Origin of the sequence: Mannheimia haemolytica (assembly GCF_004342115.1) — a bacterium.
GTDB classification, from domain to species: Bacteria; Pseudomonadota; Gammaproteobacteria; order Enterobacterales; family Pasteurellaceae; genus Mannheimia; species Mannheimia haemolytica.
Genome location: NZ_SMAC01000007.1, coordinates 1 through 14,910, shown reverse-complemented (window position 1 = coordinate 14,910; position 14,910 = coordinate 1). Strand labels below are relative to the sequence as shown.

Genomic DNA, 14,910 nt, shown 5'->3' with positions numbered 1-14,910 from the left:
GCGGTCTTTTTTGCTTGAAATTTTACCAAAGGCGGGATTATTTAAGTTTTGGTTTATTCACCATAATCTCGATGACTTGGCGGTCTGTGTATTGCATACTACGAGAGGCAATGCTGCATAAGTTATTAATTGAACGATCAATATCGTGTTCGACAATTCCTTCGTTGCCTGTTACTTGGCTATTATCCATAGACATCAGAATGGATTTATAGCTTGATGTTACGCTGGTGGAGACTTTCATCGCACAACTGTTTGAAGCACCATCACAGATAATACCGCTAATATCGCCGATCATACTACTAATTGCCATACTGATATTCTCAAATTTCCCTGTGAGCAGCCACGCTATGCCGGCACAGCTTCCCATAGCCGCGGTTGTTACGGCACAGAGTGCAGATAATTTCGGTAACTTGCTGTGAATATAAATTGCCATGAGGTGTGATAAAAAGAGTGCTCTAATGCGTTGCTCATCAGTGACATTTAAATGGCGGGCAACGACAACAATCGGCATAGTTGCTGTAATTCCTTGATTACCTGAACCCGAATTGCTCATAGCAGGTAAACTTGCACCGCCCATTCTAGCATCAGAGGCAGAGGTGGTTTCTATAACAATGCGATTAAGCAAATCATCACTGATTAGACCTAGACCAATCTGTTTTTGCAATGTCCTTCCGATATGTAGCCCATAATCGGCACGTAATCCTTCTTGTGAGAGTGCGGAATTTAATTGTGCTGCTTGCTCAATAAAGCGAATTTTTTCCAATTCGATTTGCATAGAAAAATTAAATATATCTTTTGCCGAAAGTGAAGCAAAGATCTCAGTAGTATTATCGTTATTGACGGCACAAGGTTTGCTTAAAATAGTTTGCCCGTTTTTTTCAATGTAAATGACATTGGTATGGTGTTCAGCAATACGAACACATACTCGATTCGCTTGGTGAAATAGTGTTGCTTCAGAATATAGAATATGTTCTGTTTCGAAAATAGAGACAGACACTTTATCGGTATTTAACATAGCTTTAGCTTGCTTAACCTGTTCTGGCGTAATATTTTTTAATACTTCTAATCCACCATCAGGCTCCCCTCCGATTGCCCCAATAGCTGCCGCCATAGGCAATCCGACGGTTGCAGTTCCCGGTACTGCTACTCCCATCCCATTTTTCATCAAGTTAGGGGAAACTTTTGCCTCAATACGTTCTGGTAAATGACCTAAATATTGGCGTGCAATGGCGGATGCAAGGGCGAGAGAAATAGGTTCTGTACAGCCTAATGCAGGGACAACTTCATGGTTGACTGCATGTAAAATGGATTGTACTAATTTTTCGCAGTGAATATTCATAGATAAAACCTTATTACTCTAAAAATGTGAGGAATGGAGAAATACATAATAAAATGCCGGTAATGATAATAATATTGAGTGCTAGCCCTTTATATTTGAATAATGCAGGCACTTTATAGACTAAATAGGCCGGAATCAAGCACCCAACTAAGCCAAAAATAGGACTACAGATTGAGGTAAAGCTTAAAACCGGTGCATTTAATACAATCGCACTCCAAGCCAGCAGAATGGAAAATAACATAATCCCTTTCTGCACATAATTAGGATTGATTTTTTCAGCCGGGAATTTTCTTAATAATAGGTTCATCACAATGCCTTGAGTGGCTTCTCTAAAACCTAAAATATACCCCGAAAAAGGCTGTCATAACGGCAAAAATATTTAATGCAACACCTACATAGGTTGCCCAACTACCAGGGAAAAATTGGGCTGCAATTGCTAATGCGGAAACATTTTGCTCGTATGCTTTGAGCGCTTCTTCTCTCCCCATTGCAAGTGTAAAAGAGACAGCTTAAAAGAAAACGGTAATAAATAAGATAGCAAATGCAATATTCATCGCTCGTAGGGCTTTATAGCGCGCAACTTCACGAGACTGTTCTTTAGCACGGTAAGAAATTACCATTGGGCTGAGAGTTTGCAAGAAGAGTATAGAGGTTAGGGTGAAAGGAAGGGTAATGATGGCATCTTTTATAAGTTTGCCGAAAGGAGGCATTGCACCGATATTATGGAGTTGCCACATTCCAATCATTGCAAGCCCTAAGGCGGCAACGACAAATAGCTTAGTTAATACCATAAATGTAGATATTTTAAACAGTAGCTTTTCGCCTCGAGAAGATAAGGCAACTAATATACAGATTAGCACTAAGCCATAAAATGGATTATCAGAGAGTAGTGTATTGGTAATGCCGAAGGTAAGAAGATAGGAGGCACTGTCGTTTGTAATTGCGGTAGAATAAACAAACATCCAAATCACTAACATAATAAAATAAAGTACACCTAAAAAGATTCCCCAGTTTTTGCCCAGGTAGCCACTAATAACGGTGGGGTAATCTTTGCATTCCGGAGATTCTGCTAAAGTATTAATGAACAGACGCTGAAAAAGGTACATCGCCGGGTATCCGATAATAGAAGAAAGTAGAAAAACCCACATGCCCATAAGTCCTACTTGTACCGGTAAAAAGACGATGCCTGCCCCGATAGCCATACCAATACTCATAATGATCCAGCCGAAGTCGGTAGAATCAAATTTTGTTGCTTGTTTAAATTCGGCAGGCGAGAGTTTTTGAGTATCCATAGAGTCTCCTTAAATCGTAACAGTATAATTAAGTGTTATTTTTGAATTCTCTTAAATGTTTATAAATTGCGTGGCTGGTTAGGGAGAGTTTTTCTGCCACAATAGGTACTGCCTCTTTTAGCTCAAAGATGCCATTTTCAAACAAATAGAAGATAATGGATTTCTTATAGAGTTTTGAATGTTTGGTAGTGTGTTGCTCAATGTGAGTAACTGCTTTTAGAAAGGTTTCTTCAATAAGTTCTTTTGGGTGAGTAATAAAGTTTTCACTTTTATAATGAGGCGGAATAGGATCGTAATTCATAAAAGAGCTAACGGTTTTATCTAATGGTGTCGATAAATTTAAATTAATACAAAATAATCCGATAGGTTTGCCCTCATGCCCGATAATAATATGCGTGGTGGACTTAACTAAGTTACCGTTATTTAACCGTGAAAAGTAAACCAGCTCAGTATTAGATTGATCTTTTTGGTAACATTTTAGTAACTGTAATCCTTTATCTGTAATAGGCGAACCTATTTTTCGGTTAGTATGATGTCCGTTAATGATTTTAATAACGGATTTTTCATAGGCATTCAATGAATGAATAACCACCTCACAGAATTCTCCTAATAACCCTGCTATTGCTTCACTTAATGAGAAATAAGACAGCATAATTTCTTTGTCTAAATCATGAAGATACTCTAATTTATCTGGCATAACTTTTACTCCAATTTTTGTGAATTATAAGAATGAGTAAATTTTAAAGTCAATTATATTTAACTTTATTAAGAGTTAAAAGTCAGTATTTTTTGACCAAGATCATATTTTGAGGGAAAGATATAAGAGGACAAACCAAATAAGATTTGCCTCGATTCTGACTAGGAAAAGTGGCAAATTCAATCTATCTTGATTAAAATAATGTACGTACTTATAGGAAGAAGGAAAACACAATGTCAGTAAAAACCGAAGTTTTATTTAGTAATCATTGGAATGTTCGAGTGAGTGATCCGGGCTTTGAAGGCTCGCCAAGCCACTATTTTGAAACCGTATATTTAACGCTGGAAGCCTTTATTAACGGCGAAAATGTACATTATGAATTTACTCGTAAAGTGGAGCAAGAAGTGAAAACTCATCGCAGTTTTACTGATGTGAATGAATTGTTTGAATTTCTCGGCGAATATTTAAGCCCTGTTGCACTTGGTAATGTTGGCGTGCGTATCGGTCAGTTGGGGCTAGCCTAATCTCAAAGGGCAAATCTTTTGCCCTTGCAACATTTTCCTAAAAATTAACCGCTTGTTATTACGTTTATGACCACTTCCAACCCTCTTTTCCAACAAACCCGCCCCTATTGGGATTTCTTACGCATTGAAAAGCAAGTTAGCCCGCATACCTTAAGCAATTATCAACGCCAATTAATGGCGGTGAGCGAGCTTTTTTCGCAAGCAGGCATTGAAAATTGGGAAGAGGTCGAAAGTAGCTCGGTGCGTTGGATGTTAAGCCAAAGCCATAAGCAAGGGTTGAGTGCGAAAAGTATCGGCTTACGCTTGGTGGCGTTACGGCAATGGTTTGTCTATTTGATTAAAATCGGGCGAATGTCGGCAAACCCGACTTTAGGGGTGAAATCGCCGAAAGTAGGTAAGCATTTGCCGAAAAATATTGATGCGGAGCAGGTCGGGCAGTTGCTGGCGATTGAGAGTGATGAGCCGAGCGATATTCGAGATATTGCGATGATGGAGCTGATGTATAGTTCCGGCTTGCGTTTATCGGAATTACAAGGGCTGGATTTAGGCGATATGGATTTATCGGCACGAGAAGTACGGGTGCAAGGTAAGGGTAGCAAAGAGCGAATTGTGCCGATTGGCTCGCAAGCGTTAAAAGCGTTAAATCGCTGGTTAGAAATGCGTTTGCAATTTAAGCCGCAAGATAATGCGGTGTTTCTGAATAAGCGAGGTGGGCGGTTATCTCATCGTTCCATTCAGTTGGCAATGAAGAAATGGGGTGAGCGACAAGGGCTGGAAAGCCATCTGCATCCACATAAATTACGTCACTCTTTTGCGACTCATATGTTAGAGGCAAGCGGTGATTTGCGAGCGGTTCAGGAATTATTGGGTCATAGTAGCCTGTCCACCACTCAAATTTATACGCATCTGGATTTCCAACACTTAGCTAAAATTTATGACTCTGCCCACCCAAGAGCAAGGCGGAAGCAGGAAGATTAGGCATTCTCCGGTTCAAGGGTTTTCATTTTGCAGAAGAAATACCAATATTGAATTATCACTAACACTACTAACGCAATTTTCCCACCGATATGGGGCAGTGCAAAGAAAGCAAATAGTGTAAACGGAAACGAAATCGCTAAAATCGTGATTTTTTGCTTCATCGTCATTGCCCGTTTCTCATCATATTCTTGCAGATATTTTTTGTATAATTTGGTTTGAATAAACCACTGGCGGATTCTCTCCGAGCCTTTAGTAAAGCAGAACAGAGCCAAAAGTAAGAACGGTGTGGTCGGCAAGCCCGGTAATACTGCCCCGATGATGCCTAAACCAATACAAATAAAACCACAGATAATATAAAGGTATTTCATAATAATTAAGTTATTGATAATGAATCGCAATTATCCTAAAGCAACTTTAGGCTGATTTCAACCAGTTTATAGCGATGGATTCAAGCGGTGGTTTTATCTGATTTTCTTGCAAATGAAATAAAAAAACCTGCTGATTGCTCAACAGGTTTAAAGACTGGCGGAGGAAGTGAGATTCGAACTCACGGAGGGCGTTAACCCTCGCCGGTTTTCAAGACCGGTGCATTCAACCGCTCTGCCATTCCTCCGGGTTGAATTTGATTTTAGATTGTGTGTTCTCTTAAACGAGAAAATCTGCTGATATATATCAGCAGACTTAAATTTGATGGCGGAGGAAGTGAGATTCGAACTCACGGAGGGCGTTAACCCTCGCCGGTTTTCAAGACCGGTGCATTCAACCGCTCTGCCATTCCTCCGTTGAAAATGTTGCAATAATAGAGATTATTGCGAACATCGTCAAGTAATAAATCTTAAAAGCTGCTTATTCGTTCTTTTTTTCAGCACAATTTATTTTCTAATTAACCAAACGCCACTTTCAATATGGTGGGTGTAAGGGAATTGGTCAAAAAGAGCGGCTTTTTCAATCCGATGGGTTTGGCTTAATTGTTGTAAATTCTCGGCAAGGGTTTCCGGATTGCAAGAGATATAGAGAATCCGCTCATACGCTTGCACCATATTTAATGTAGCTTGATCTAACCCTGCACGAGGTGGATCAACAAAAATGGTATTGCATTCGTAGGCGTTTAAATCAATCCCTTTTAAGCGATAAAAGGCTCGCACACCGTTCATCGCTTGGGTAAATTCTTCTGCCGACATTCGGATAATTTGTAGGTTAACAATGCCATTTTTTTCAATATTGTATTGAGCCGATTGCACTGAAGATTTTGAGATCTCGGTTGCCAGCACTTTGCGGAAGTTTTCCGCCAAGGCAATCGAAAAATTGCCGTTGCCGCAGTAAAGCTCAAGCAAATCGCCTTCACTATTTTTTGTGCAATTTCTCGCCCATTCCAGCATTTTAATATTCATTTCCGCATTCGGCTGGGTAAAGCTGTTTTCCACTTGGCGATACACATAATTTTTGCCGTGTACCGGTAGAATTTCTTCCACATAATCGCAATCCAGTGCGATTTTTTGTTTATTGGCACGCCCGATAATTTGCACTTTGAAACCTTGTTGCTCTAAACGGCTTTTTAAGGCGTTTGCCTGTTCAACCCATTCTTCATTCAGGCTTTTGTGGTAAAGCATTGAGACTGCAATTTCACCGCTTAAGGTGCTTAAATAATCGATCTGGAACAGCTTGCGAGTCAGTAGTTCATTGCCTTTAATTTCCGCCAATAATGCGGTCATCATATGGTTAATCAGCTCACTGGCAATAGGGAAGCTATCCACCCGATAACGAGCTTTGGTTGCAGGGTTGAACATAATGTGGTACAGCTCGCCTTCCTCGTGCCACACTCGAAATTCTGCCCGCATACGGAAATGGCTTGGCTTTGAGGCAAATACCTCAATCGCAGGCGGGTTAAACGGCTTGAGTAAAGCGGTCAAATTTTCGGTTTTTTTTGCAAGAAGATCGGAATATTGTTCGATAGGAAGAGTCATTTTTTACCACAAATAGCAAATGAAAAAACAAACCACGAATTACTTCGTGGTTTTAAATTAGAAATTATTCAGCAGCACTGAAGTCATCGCCGGCATCGCTACCTGCATTGCCTGAAAGGGTGTAGATGCGTTTTGTTTTACTAGTTAATGTGCGGTATTTTAACCACGCTTTTTCAATGTCAGTTTCTGCTACCTCTTCGCCTTTCATTACCGCAACGAAACGTTTTTCTTCTTGAGTTGCCGGCTTACGTTCACCACTTTCTAAAGCCAAGCAAGCTTGACCGAATTGTTCTAAAGTTTGTGATTCACGAATGGTGTAATCGCCGTGGCGAGAGAAACCACGTGGATAATTTTTATCGTCAAAAAAGCGGCGCGTAACGCTGAAACTGTCTGCCATAATAATGCCTCGTTGTTTGAAATTAGGGAAAATAAAATCGGCATACATTAAACAAAAACAGCGAATAAATCAATGCCTTAATGTAAAAAAGCGGTCAAATTTAGCGAATTTTTTGCATTAACGCCCAATATGCAAAGTTTATGCAAAAAATCACCGCTTGCAAGTTGCAAGCGGTGGGGCTATGTTTCGATTTTATCTCGCATTAACCTAATCAATTCAGCGATTTCTTCGGTTGGGGCAGGTGCTTGCAGCATTACCCAGCGAAACAGTTCCGGGTCGCTGTAATTGAGCATTTCAACGAAAGCTTGCTGTTGGGTTTCATTGAGTTCATTAAAATGATTTTGGTAAAACGGCATAATCATTTTGTCTAACTCACGCATACCACGTCGGCACGCCCATTCTAATTTAAAGCGGTTGATTTCTGTCATTATTTTACCTCTTTGATGCGTAACTCTTTCGGGACTTCAAACACCACGTCTTCTTCGTTGCCGACTAAGGTTTCAACTTCGGTTACGCCAAGGGTTTTTAAATGCGAAATTACTGATTGCACCAACACTTCAGGAGCGGAAGCACCGGCGGTAATACCGATAGTTTCAATACCCTCCAACCAAGTTGGATCAATATCTTGCGGACCATCAATCAGTTTTGACATCACACCCATTCGAGAGGCGAGTTCCGCCAAACGATTTGAGTTCGAGGAGTTTTTTGAACCTACCACTAACACTAATTGTGATTGTTCTGCCAGTTCCCGCACTGCGTGTTGGCGATTGGTGGTAGCATAACAAATATCATTTTTGCGAGGGCCTTGAATTGCCGGATATTTCTCTTTTAACGCCTCAATCACGCCAATGGTATCGTCAATGGAAAGTGTGGTTTGCGTCATAAAAGTTAATTCATCGTTGTTGGAAACCGGCAAGTTGGCAATATCTTCCACCGATTCTACCAAATAAATGCCACCTTCTTGGTTATTGTATTGTCCCATTGTACCGATAACTTCAGGGTGACCTTCGTGACCGATTAAAATTGCTTTTGTCCCTTTTTTACTGGCTCGGGCAACCTGCATATGCACTTTGGTCACGAGTGGGCAAGTGGCATCAAACACTTTTAAGCCACGATTTTTGGCTTCTTGGCGAACTACTTGCGACACCCCGTGGGCTGAGAAGATCACGATAGCATCGTCCGGCACTTCGTGTAGCTCCTCAACAAAAATAGCCCCTTTGGCTTTCAAGCCATCCACCACAAATTTGTTATGTACCACTTCGTGGCGAACATAGATAGGTGCACCGTGAATTTCTAAGGCTAATTCAACAATCGAAATGGCTCGATCCACGCCGGCACAAAAACCGCGTGGGTTTGCTAATAAAATTTTCATTTAATCACTCTTATTTTTTCGGTTCTTTTTTGGTTATAAAGGCTTCTAAAATCAGTAAGCCTGCACCCACACAAATCGCAATATCGGCAATATTAAACACAGGGTAGTGATAAATATCCCAATAAAAATGAAGGAAATCAACTACATAGCCGTTGTAAGCACGGTCAATGGCATTCCCAATCGCTCCACCAATAATTAAGGCATACGCAATATTTTCTAATTTTTTGACCGCTTGATTCTTCCAAAGAGCCACCACTAAAGCACTGGAAATCACTACCGCCAGCCCTAAAAAGAAATATTTTTGCCAGCCGGAATGGTCGGCAAGGAAACTAAAGGCAGCCCCGTAGTTTCGGGCGTAAGTGAAGTTAAAAATCGGCAAAATATTAATGCTTTCACCAAATTCAAAATGTTGCACTACAATGTATTTTGACCAAAGGTCAATGATGATTACAATTAAACTCACCCAAAGAAATTTTAAGCCTGTTTTCATTTAATATCCAAAATTTAATGTAAAAAGAGTAGATGGAAATCCCCCTGCAAGCGGTCGTTTTTGCCGGATTTTTTGCAAAACTAAATCGCCTCTTCATTTTCTTCGCCGGTACGAATGCGGATCACCCGCCCGACATCATACACAAAAATCTTGCCATCGCCGATTTTGCCGGTTTGGGCGGTTTCCATAATTGCTTCAATGCACTGTTCTTCCAACTCGTCGGGAATCACGATTTCGACTTTCACTTTCGGTAGAAAATCAATCGCATATTCCGCCCCACGATAAAGCTCGGTATGTCCTTTTTGTCTGCCAAACCCTTTGATTTCGGTAATACTCATTCCGCTGACACCCACATCGGTTAAGGCTTCACGCACATCGTCTAATTTAAAAGGTTTAATAATTGCTTCTATTTTTTTCATTTTTTAGCCTTAATTTTCTCGTCTTGCCGATTTGGGTCTGAAACTTTCGCAAATGGCTGCGTGGGTTTCGACATAAATTTCGCTTAAAAGTTGTAAACAGTATGGCACGGCACTAAAAATACCTTTAACCAATACTTTGCCCTGTTCATCTTTCACACCTTCCAGCGTTTCTTTAATTGCTTTCGGTTGCCCCGGCAGATTTAAAATCAGACTGTCGTGGCGAATTACTCCCACTTGGCGAGAGAGAATGGCGGTTGGCACGAAGTGAAGGCTCACTTGTCGCATCTGTTCGCCAAAGCCGGGCATTTCTCGGTGGGCGACAGCAAGGGTGGCATCTGGGGTGACATCACGTTTTGCCGGGCCGGTGCCGCCGGTGGTTAATACCAAATGGCAAGCGTGAGCATCGACTAACTCGATTAAGGTTTGCTCAATAATGGCTTGCTCATCGGGAATTAAGCGGGTTTCCAGCTCAAACGGCTCGGTTAAGGCAGATTCAAGCCACGCCCTTAATTCGGGAATGCCTTGGTCTGAATAAACCCCCTGCGAGGCTCGGTCTGAAACCGACACCAAGCCGATTTTCAACTTCTCTTTGCTAAGTGGTTTACAAGCGGTCATTTTTTCTCACCTTTTTGCAATTCTTGTTTTTCCGCCTCACTTAAATTGGATAACGCCATATTAAAACTGCGTTCTACCGTTACTTTGCGAGGATCTTCATCAGGCAGTAGTTTTAACATCATTCCCCACGTCATTGCCGCCATTTTGAAATCTTCTTTTTCAAAGGAGTGGAACGCCAATAAACTTAACGCATTAAAGTTTGTGTGGTCTTGGCGGATAATCTCTTTTAACAAGGTTTCACCCTGTTTTTTGTCTTCCTGTGCTTCGGAAAAGAGCAGCAGTTGGGCGTGGCTGAGTTTGTAATCTAAGTTATCCGGCTTGAGTTGAGCCGCTTTGCTAAAGGCATCGTGTGCAAGCTGACCATCATCTAACGCCATCCCGATTTGACCGAGCATATACCATTTTTTGTCGTCATTCGGATTACTTTGTAAATCTACCCGTAATGCCATCGCAAATTGGTTCATTTCCTCTTGTGAGAGCGGATTGGTCTCTTCGGTTTTTAAACGCTCATAGAAGCTGTCTAATTTTTGGTGAGTGGTGTCTAACATTGAGTTGGAGAACCAAGAACCGACATTGCTGTAAATCGCAAAGCTGATACCGCCGACAAATAAAATCAATGCCACAAACCACGACTTGCCGAGCGTTAATTTTTCACTTGTGGCACTTTGTGTGCTGTGTGGAATATCATCAAGCAAGTTTTTTTGTAGCTCTAATTTGGTTTGTTCAGGGTCATCAATCACCCCTTCATTCGCTTCGTTTTCCACTTCTTTTAAGCGGTCAAAATAGAAGGCTTTGTTTAAGCTGTCTCGCTTGGTGTTATCGATTTGCTTGTTCTTTTTAAGTAACGGATAAAACGCCACGCCACATACAATCAGTGTAACGAAAATAATTGCCAGCCAGAAATTCATTTTTCTTCCTTATTGAGAATTTGGTTAAGACGTTCTTGCTCATCTTGAGCGAGATGAGTGGTCGGTTTTGCAGTATTTTGCTCAAAATTGACCGCTTGTGGTTTGTTTTTCTTTCTACGCAACACCACCCCCAGCCCTAAGGCAATTAAAATTAACGGCAACAGCCATAACATAATGGTTGCCGGTGTGAGAGGCGGGTCGTAAGTGACGAAATTGCCGTAGCGTTCAATCATATAATCCACCACTTCGTCTTTGCTTTTGCCTTGTTTGAGCAATTCTAAGGTTTTTGCCCGCATATCGGTGGCAATAGTCGCATTGGAATCGGCGATATTATTATTTTGACACTGCGGGCAACGCAGTTCTTGAATTAAGGCACGATAGTCCGACTCTTGTTTCGGGCTGTCGAATTGGTGAAGCTCAACAGGGGCAGCAAAGGCGGTATTGCTAATTAATAGTAAAGGGAAAATGTGTTTTTTTATATTCATTAATTAGAGTCCTCTAGTTTAATGTTTTCTTTATCTATAACTATTGATTCATTATATAATTTCCCTTTTTCTAAGAAAATAAATTTTTCTCCTTGGTTTAATAAAATCTTACCTGTCATATAATATTGTTTATTAATTATATAATTTTTATCAATTTTTTCTTTTACTCCTATAAAAGACATTACAAGAGGGGTCATGTTAAAAACAGTACAAATCCATAGTAAGATGATAATTAAGGTAAGGGCTATGTTGATTGTCTTTGAATTGTCAAATATGATCAGGTATGTAGTTATGATTAGTATAATTAAAGGAGTAAGCCAGAATAAAAAGATAGCTTCCCAAAAAGAGATGTTATTTTCACTATTAATTCCTATAGATAGTACAAATATAGGTTGCAATAGACAACTAATTAAAGATAGGCATTCTATAAACATCCCCTCAATTGTTAAGGATAAATCTTTTTGTCTATACCACCACCATCTTAAATAGATGAATAGTAGAACCATGTATATTCCTATAAATCCATTGAATAAATATAGGCACTTATCCCACTCATTTCTTTCTATCTTTAGTAGAGATGTATAAAAAACAAAAAACATCATTGTTATGTTAATAACAATGATATCTAATATAAATAGCCATTTTGTTTTTTTTGAAATATGGGTCTTACATTTTTCTTTGAACCAAATTGATGGTGGTGTTGAGTATAATATAAATGTAAGAATTATGCATAATGATGTAAGTGTTAATGCATGTAAAAGTTTATCATTCAGTAGGTTGATAAATAAGAATGATTTGTCTAATTTTTTAAGATATATGAAAAGGAATATACCTCCTAAAATAAGGCTGAAAATAATTAATAGAGTTACAATCAAAGAAATGCTTGCTAATATATTATATTCCCTGGTAAAAGAGGATTTTACTTTCTTCTGTTTCAAAAAGTATTTCATTTTTATTTTAATTTCTCATAAATCGGTTTAAGCACCTGGTTCCAGACTTGGTCGTTTACATCGCCGGCGTGGCGGTATTGAATCACGCCGTTACCGTCAATAATAAAGGTTTCGGGTGCACCATAAACACCTAAATCTAAACCAAGTGAACCTTTCGGGTCAAAAATAATGGCTTTATAAGGGTTGCCGTAATTGGCTAAGAATTTGATGGCTTTTGGGCGTTCGTCTTTATAATCAATACCGACAATTTCCACCCCTTGTTTTGCCAAAATGGTTAAGTATTCGTGTTCGGCATAACAAGTCGGACACCAAGTTGCCCACACGTTAAGCAGGCGAGGTTTACCGGTTTTGACGATACTTTGGTCGATTGTCTGTTTTTCATCTAATACCGATTCTAAATTAAAGCTCGGAACTGTTTTGCCGATTAAGGCTGATTCTAATTTTTTCGGATCGTCGCCTTGCGAGTTGCGAGCGAGTTGAACCAAAAATGCCACAGATAACGCTAAAAAGAGAATTAAAGGAAGTAGAAATTTTTTGTTCATTGTATATGCCTAATATCAATCACTTTCAAAGTCGTTAGCTTACCAAAAAATAGTTGAATAAGCATTGATTTAAATAAAAAATCCGTTGAGTGGTATTCAACGGATTTTAAGGTATTACAAGCGGTCGAAAAAGTTAAATTATTTGCGTAATTTTACCGTTTCAATGGCGTGGTCTTGCCCTTTGATTAAAATAAGGTTAGCACGCTCTCGGCTTGGGAGAATATTTTGGCGTAAATTTAAGCCATTGATCTCTTCCCAAATCGTTGAGGCGGTTTCAATCGCTTCTTGCTCGGACAAACTCGCATAATGGTGGAAATAGGAGTTTGGGTCGGCAAAGGCACTGCGACGGAATTTCAAGAAACGGTTGATATACCATTTTTTCAGCAAACTTTCTTCGGCATCCACATAAATAGAAAAATCCACAAAGTCCGATACAAATACATTATGTGGGCTGGATGGGTAGTTCATTCCACTTTGTAACACGTTTAGCCCTTCTAAAATCACAATATCGGGTTGATCCACCGTATTAAATTGATTTGGGATAATATCGTAGGTTAGGTGCGAATAAATCGGGGCTTTCACATTGCGTTTGCCGGATTTAATATCAGATACAAAGCGAATCAGGCTGTGAATATCATAAGATTCCGGAAAGCCTTTTTTCTTGAGTAAGTTCTTTTCGGTTAGCGTTGCAAGTGGATATAAAAAACCGTCGGTGGTAATTAAATCCACTTTTCGCTCTTTAGGGTAATGGGAGAGCAGAGCTTGCAGAATACGGGCAGAGGTACTTTTCCCAACCGATACGCTGCCGGCAATACTAATAATGTAAGGGACTTTTGGCGGTTCAATGCCGAGAAAGCGATGTAAGACTGTCTGGCGTTTTAAGTTTTCTTCTATATAGTATTGAATTAAACGGGCAAGCGGTAAATAAATAGTGCGTACTTCTTCTAATGAAAGATCTTCATTAAAGCCTAAAAGCGGTTTTAGGTCTTGCTCGGTCAGCTTCAATGGAACGGATTTGCGTAAATCAGCCCATTGTTGGCGATCAAAAGTGAGAAAAGGAGTAATTTTGCTGGTTTTTTCAAGGCTCATAGCCAAAATCTCAATTTTTTGCTGGAATATTAAGGTAATTAAATACCAAATTAAGGGCGTAACTATACAATATATGCACTTATTTTGCCGTAGTTATGCAGAGAAAATCCGTTGTATTTTACAAAAAATAGTCATTTTGTATATTTAAAAATCGAAAGAACGCTTTTTTTAATATTTTTTTAAAAAACACTTGCACGCTGTTAAAATTTCCCTATAATGCACATCACTTGCTTACGACACAGCAACGCCGACTTAGCTCAGTAGGTAGAGCAACTGACTTGTAATCAGTAGGTCACCAGTTCGATTCCGGTAGTCGGCACCATTAACTCAGGCGTAAATAAGTATTCAATTATCGTGGAGGGGTTCCCGAGCGGCCAAAGGGGGCAGACTGTAAATCTGTTGGCTCAGCCTTCGAAGGTTCGAATCCTTCTCCCTCCACCATCTCTGATATTTTGAATCGCGTAGGTCAGACGAATTTAGAACAGCGGGCATCGTATAATGGCTATTACCTTAGCCTTCCAAGCTAATGATGCGGGTTCGATTCCCGCTGCCCGCTCCAAGCGCTGATATAGCTCAGTTGGTAGAGTGCACCCTTGGTAAGGGTGAGGTCGGCGGTTCAAATCCGCCTATCAGCACCACTTCTCTAAATTCTATCTTTCTCACGCAAATTTTTATTGGTATTAATTTCTACATTATGGTTAATGGGTTCTTTTGTTCCATTGTAACCGTTTTTGTTTAAGAGGCTTTTAGAAAATGTCTAAAGAAAAATTTGAACGTACAAAACCGCACGTTAATGTGGGTACAATCGGCCACGTTGACCATGGTAAAACAACTTTAACAGCAGCAATC

20 protein-coding genes and 6 tRNA genes are annotated in these 14,910 nt (G+C 39.9%); 7 read left to right on the top strand and 19 right to left on the bottom strand.

Annotation, left to right across the window (positions count from 1 at the left end; genetic code table 11):
• Positions 1 to 37: 37 nt before the first annotated feature.
• The 4 genes from EDC41_RS03395 to EDC41_RS03385 form a co-directional block, all read right to left on the bottom strand.
• Positions 38 to 1,339 (bottom strand): L-cysteine desulfidase family protein, encoded by a 1,302-nt coding sequence (locus EDC41_RS03395; RefSeq protein ID WP_006249976.1) that lies wholly within the window; start codon positions 1,337 to 1,339, stop codon positions 38 to 40.
• Positions 1,340 to 1,352: 13 nt separating this feature from the next.
• The gene (locus EDC41_RS13805) at positions 1,353 to 1,646 is read right to left on the bottom strand and encodes an amino acid permease (protein ID WP_006252574.1); all 294 of its coding nucleotides are present in this window, start codon (positions 1,644 to 1,646) and stop codon (positions 1,353 to 1,355) included.
• A gap of 202 nt (positions 1,647 to 1,848) precedes the next feature.
• Positions 1,849 to 2,631 (bottom strand): SLC5/6 family protein, encoded by a 783-nt coding sequence (locus tag EDC41_RS13800; RefSeq protein ID WP_006252576.1) that lies wholly within the window; start codon positions 2,629 to 2,631, stop codon positions 1,849 to 1,851.
• A 28-nt stretch (positions 2,632 to 2,659) separates the two neighbouring features.
• Entirely contained in the window at positions 2,660 to 3,328 is a 669-nt protein-coding gene (locus EDC41_RS03385; RefSeq protein ID WP_006249978.1) for a helix-turn-helix transcriptional regulator, read from the bottom strand.
• Positions 3,329 to 3,561: 233 nt separating this feature from the next.
• Here EDC41_RS03385 and EDC41_RS03380 point away from each other — a divergent pair, with 233 nt between their 5' ends.
• Both EDC41_RS03380 and xerC read left to right on the top strand, forming a co-directional pair.
• On the top strand, positions 3,562 to 3,852 hold the full coding sequence (locus EDC41_RS03380) for a DUF5377 family protein (protein WP_006249979.1): 291 nt from the start codon (positions 3,562 to 3,564) through the stop codon (positions 3,850 to 3,852).
• Between the two features lie 66 nt (positions 3,853 to 3,918).
• The gene (gene xerC / locus EDC41_RS03375) at positions 3,919 to 4,830 is read left to right on the top strand and encodes a tyrosine recombinase XerC (protein WP_006249980.1); all 912 of its coding nucleotides are present in this window, start codon (positions 3,919 to 3,921) and stop codon (positions 4,828 to 4,830) included.
• On the opposite strand, the gene EDC41_RS03370 is transcribed toward xerC, so the two are convergent.
• The 15 genes from EDC41_RS03370 to coaA all read right to left on the bottom strand — a co-directional run bounded on the left by EDC41_RS03370 (position 4,827) and on the right by coaA (position 14,061).
• Positions 4,827 to 5,198: a YbaN family protein gene (locus tag EDC41_RS03370; RefSeq protein WP_006249981.1), complete on the bottom strand. Its 372-nt coding sequence runs from the start codon at positions 5,196 to 5,198 to the stop codon at positions 4,827 to 4,829. The genes xerC and EDC41_RS03370 overlap by 4 nt on opposite strands.
• A 155-nt stretch (positions 5,199 to 5,353) precedes the next feature.
• Positions 5,354 to 5,443, bottom strand: a tRNA-Ser gene (locus EDC41_RS03365).
• A gap of 78 nt (positions 5,444 to 5,521) precedes the next feature.
• Positions 5,522 to 5,611 (bottom strand) — tRNA-Ser (locus tag EDC41_RS03360).
• Between the two features lie 91 nt (positions 5,612 to 5,702).
• Positions 5,703 to 6,794: a tRNA (uridine(54)-C5)-methyltransferase TrmA gene (gene trmA, locus EDC41_RS03355; protein WP_006252578.1), complete on the bottom strand. Its 1,092-nt coding sequence runs from the start codon at positions 6,792 to 6,794 to the stop codon at positions 5,703 to 5,705.
• 64 nt (positions 6,795 to 6,858) lie between these two features.
• Positions 6,859 to 7,191: a MaoP family protein gene (locus EDC41_RS03350; RefSeq protein WP_006249984.1), complete on the bottom strand. Its 333-nt coding sequence runs from the start codon at positions 7,189 to 7,191 to the stop codon at positions 6,859 to 6,861.
• Between the two features lie 179 nt (positions 7,192 to 7,370).
• Entirely contained in the window at positions 7,371 to 7,619 is a 249-nt protein-coding gene (locus EDC41_RS03345; RefSeq protein WP_006249987.1) for an FAD assembly factor SdhE, read from the bottom strand.
• Positions 7,619 to 8,563: a 4-hydroxy-3-methylbut-2-enyl diphosphate reductase gene (gene ispH / locus EDC41_RS03340; RefSeq protein ID WP_006249988.1), complete on the bottom strand. Its 945-nt coding sequence runs from the start codon at positions 8,561 to 8,563 to the stop codon at positions 7,619 to 7,621. The genes EDC41_RS03345 and ispH overlap by 1 nt, the downstream gene beginning before the upstream one ends.
• Positions 8,564 to 8,573: 10 nt before the next feature.
• The gene (lspA, locus tag EDC41_RS03335; protein WP_006249989.1) at positions 8,574 to 9,053 is read right to left on the bottom strand and encodes a signal peptidase II; all 480 of its coding nucleotides are present in this window, start codon (positions 9,051 to 9,053) and stop codon (positions 8,574 to 8,576) included.
• An 80-nt stretch (positions 9,054 to 9,133) separates the two neighbouring features.
• Positions 9,134 to 9,472, bottom strand: coding sequence for a nitrogen regulatory protein P-II (glnB, locus tag EDC41_RS03330; protein WP_006249991.1), 339 nt, complete (start codon positions 9,470 to 9,472; stop codon positions 9,134 to 9,136).
• 9 nt (positions 9,473 to 9,481) lie between these two features.
• Complete coding sequence (gene mog, locus EDC41_RS03325) at positions 9,482 to 10,087, bottom strand: molybdopterin adenylyltransferase (protein ID WP_006249992.1); 606 nt, start codon at positions 10,085 to 10,087, stop codon at positions 9,482 to 9,484.
• On the bottom strand, positions 10,084 to 10,995 hold the full coding sequence (ccmI, locus tag EDC41_RS03320) for a c-type cytochrome biogenesis protein CcmI (protein WP_006250786.1): 912 nt from the start codon (positions 10,993 to 10,995) through the stop codon (positions 10,084 to 10,086). The genes mog and ccmI overlap by 4 nt, the downstream gene beginning before the upstream one ends.
• Complete coding sequence (locus EDC41_RS03315) at positions 10,992 to 11,480, bottom strand: cytochrome c-type biogenesis protein (protein WP_006250785.1); 489 nt, start codon at positions 11,478 to 11,480, stop codon at positions 10,992 to 10,994. Before EDC41_RS03315 ends, ccmI begins: the two co-directional genes overlap by 4 nt.
• The gene (locus EDC41_RS03310; protein ID WP_235658917.1) at positions 11,480 to 12,418 is read right to left on the bottom strand and encodes a hypothetical protein; all 939 of its coding nucleotides are present in this window, start codon (positions 12,416 to 12,418) and stop codon (positions 11,480 to 11,482) included. The genes EDC41_RS03315 and EDC41_RS03310 overlap by 1 nt, the downstream gene beginning before the upstream one ends.
• Positions 12,419 to 12,432: 14 nt before the next feature.
• Complete coding sequence (locus EDC41_RS03305) at positions 12,433 to 12,972, bottom strand: DsbE family thiol:disulfide interchange protein (protein ID WP_006250783.1); 540 nt, start codon at positions 12,970 to 12,972, stop codon at positions 12,433 to 12,435.
• Positions 12,973 to 13,110: 138 nt separating this feature from the next.
• Positions 13,111 to 14,061 (bottom strand): type I pantothenate kinase, encoded by a 951-nt coding sequence (gene coaA / locus EDC41_RS03300; RefSeq protein WP_006249997.1) that lies wholly within the window; start codon positions 14,059 to 14,061, stop codon positions 13,111 to 13,113.
• A 246-nt stretch (positions 14,062 to 14,307) separates the two neighbouring features.
• On the opposite strand from coaA, the gene EDC41_RS03295 reads away from it, so the two are divergent.
• From EDC41_RS03295 to EDC41_RS03275, 5 genes are all read left to right on the top strand, one after another.
• Positions 14,308 to 14,383 (top strand) — tRNA-Thr (locus EDC41_RS03295).
• 34 nt (positions 14,384 to 14,417) lie between these two features.
• Positions 14,418 to 14,502 (top strand) — tRNA-Tyr (locus EDC41_RS03290).
• 43 nt (positions 14,503 to 14,545) lie between these two features.
• Positions 14,546 to 14,620: transfer RNA gene (locus EDC41_RS03285), tRNA-Gly, on the top strand.
• A gap of 3 nt (positions 14,621 to 14,623) precedes the next feature.
• Positions 14,624 to 14,699, top strand: a tRNA-Thr gene (locus EDC41_RS03280).
• A 115-nt stretch (positions 14,700 to 14,814) separates the two neighbouring features.
• On the top strand, positions 14,815 to 14,910 hold a 96-nt coding region (locus EDC41_RS03275; RefSeq protein ID WP_001967706.1), incomplete at its 3' end, for a GTP-binding protein.

What these genes read in the sequence shown, in the direction of transcription:
- EDC41_RS03380 (WP_006249979.1), top strand. Translation starts at nt 3,562, where the DNA reads ATGTCAGTAAAAACCGAAGTTTTATTTAGTAATCATTGGAATGTTCGA.
- ccmI (WP_006250786.1), bottom strand. Translation starts at nt 10,995, where the DNA reads ATGAATTTCTGGCTGGCAATTATTTTCGTTACACTGATTGTATGTGGC.
- xerC (WP_006249980.1), top strand. Translation starts at nt 3,919, where the DNA reads ATGACCACTTCCAACCCTCTTTTCCAACAAACCCGCCCCTATTGGGAT.
- EDC41_RS03370 (WP_006249981.1), bottom strand. Translation starts at nt 5,198, where the DNA reads ATGAAATACCTTTATATTATCTGTGGTTTTATTTGTATTGGTTTAGGC.
- glnB (WP_006249991.1), bottom strand. Translation starts at nt 9,472, where the DNA reads ATGAAAAAAATAGAAGCAATTATTAAACCTTTTAAATTAGACGATGTG.
- EDC41_RS03345 (WP_006249987.1), bottom strand. Translation starts at nt 7,619, where the DNA reads ATGACAGAAATCAACCGCTTTAAATTAGAATGGGCGTGCCGACGTGGT.
- mog (WP_006249992.1), bottom strand. Translation starts at nt 10,087, where the DNA reads ATGACCGCTTGTAAACCACTTAGCAAAGAGAAGTTGAAAATCGGCTTG.
- lspA (WP_006249989.1), bottom strand. Translation starts at nt 9,053, where the DNA reads ATGAAAACAGGCTTAAAATTTCTTTGGGTGAGTTTAATTGTAATCATC.
- ispH (WP_006249988.1), bottom strand. Translation starts at nt 8,563, where the DNA reads ATGAAAATTTTATTAGCAAACCCACGCGGTTTTTGTGCCGGCGTGGAT.
- EDC41_RS03350 (WP_006249984.1), bottom strand. Translation starts at nt 7,191, where the DNA reads ATGGCAGACAGTTTCAGCGTTACGCGCCGCTTTTTTGACGATAAAAAT.
- trmA (WP_006252578.1), bottom strand. Translation starts at nt 6,794, where the DNA reads ATGACTCTTCCTATCGAACAATATTCCGATCTTCTTGCAAAAAAAACC.
- coaA (WP_006249997.1), bottom strand. Translation starts at nt 14,061, where the DNA reads ATGAGCCTTGAAAAAACCAGCAAAATTACTCCTTTTCTCACTTTTGAT.
- EDC41_RS03315 (WP_006250785.1), bottom strand. Translation starts at nt 11,480, where the DNA reads ATGAATATAAAAAAACACATTTTCCCTTTACTATTAATTAGCAATACC.
- EDC41_RS13800 (WP_006252576.1), bottom strand. Translation starts at nt 2,631, where the DNA reads ATGGATACTCAAAAACTCTCGCCTGCCGAATTTAAACAAGCAACAAAA.
- EDC41_RS03385 (WP_006249978.1), bottom strand. Translation starts at nt 3,328, where the DNA reads ATGCCAGATAAATTAGAGTATCTTCATGATTTAGACAAAGAAATTATG.
- EDC41_RS13805 (WP_006252574.1), bottom strand. Translation starts at nt 1,646, where the DNA reads ATGAACCTATTATTAAGAAAATTCCCGGCTGAAAAAATCAATCCTAAT.
- EDC41_RS03305 (WP_006250783.1), bottom strand. Translation starts at nt 12,972, where the DNA reads ATGAACAAAAAATTTCTACTTCCTTTAATTCTCTTTTTAGCGTTATCT.
- EDC41_RS03395 (WP_006249976.1), bottom strand. Translation starts at nt 1,339, where the DNA reads ATGAATATTCACTGCGAAAAATTAGTACAATCCATTTTACATGCAGTC.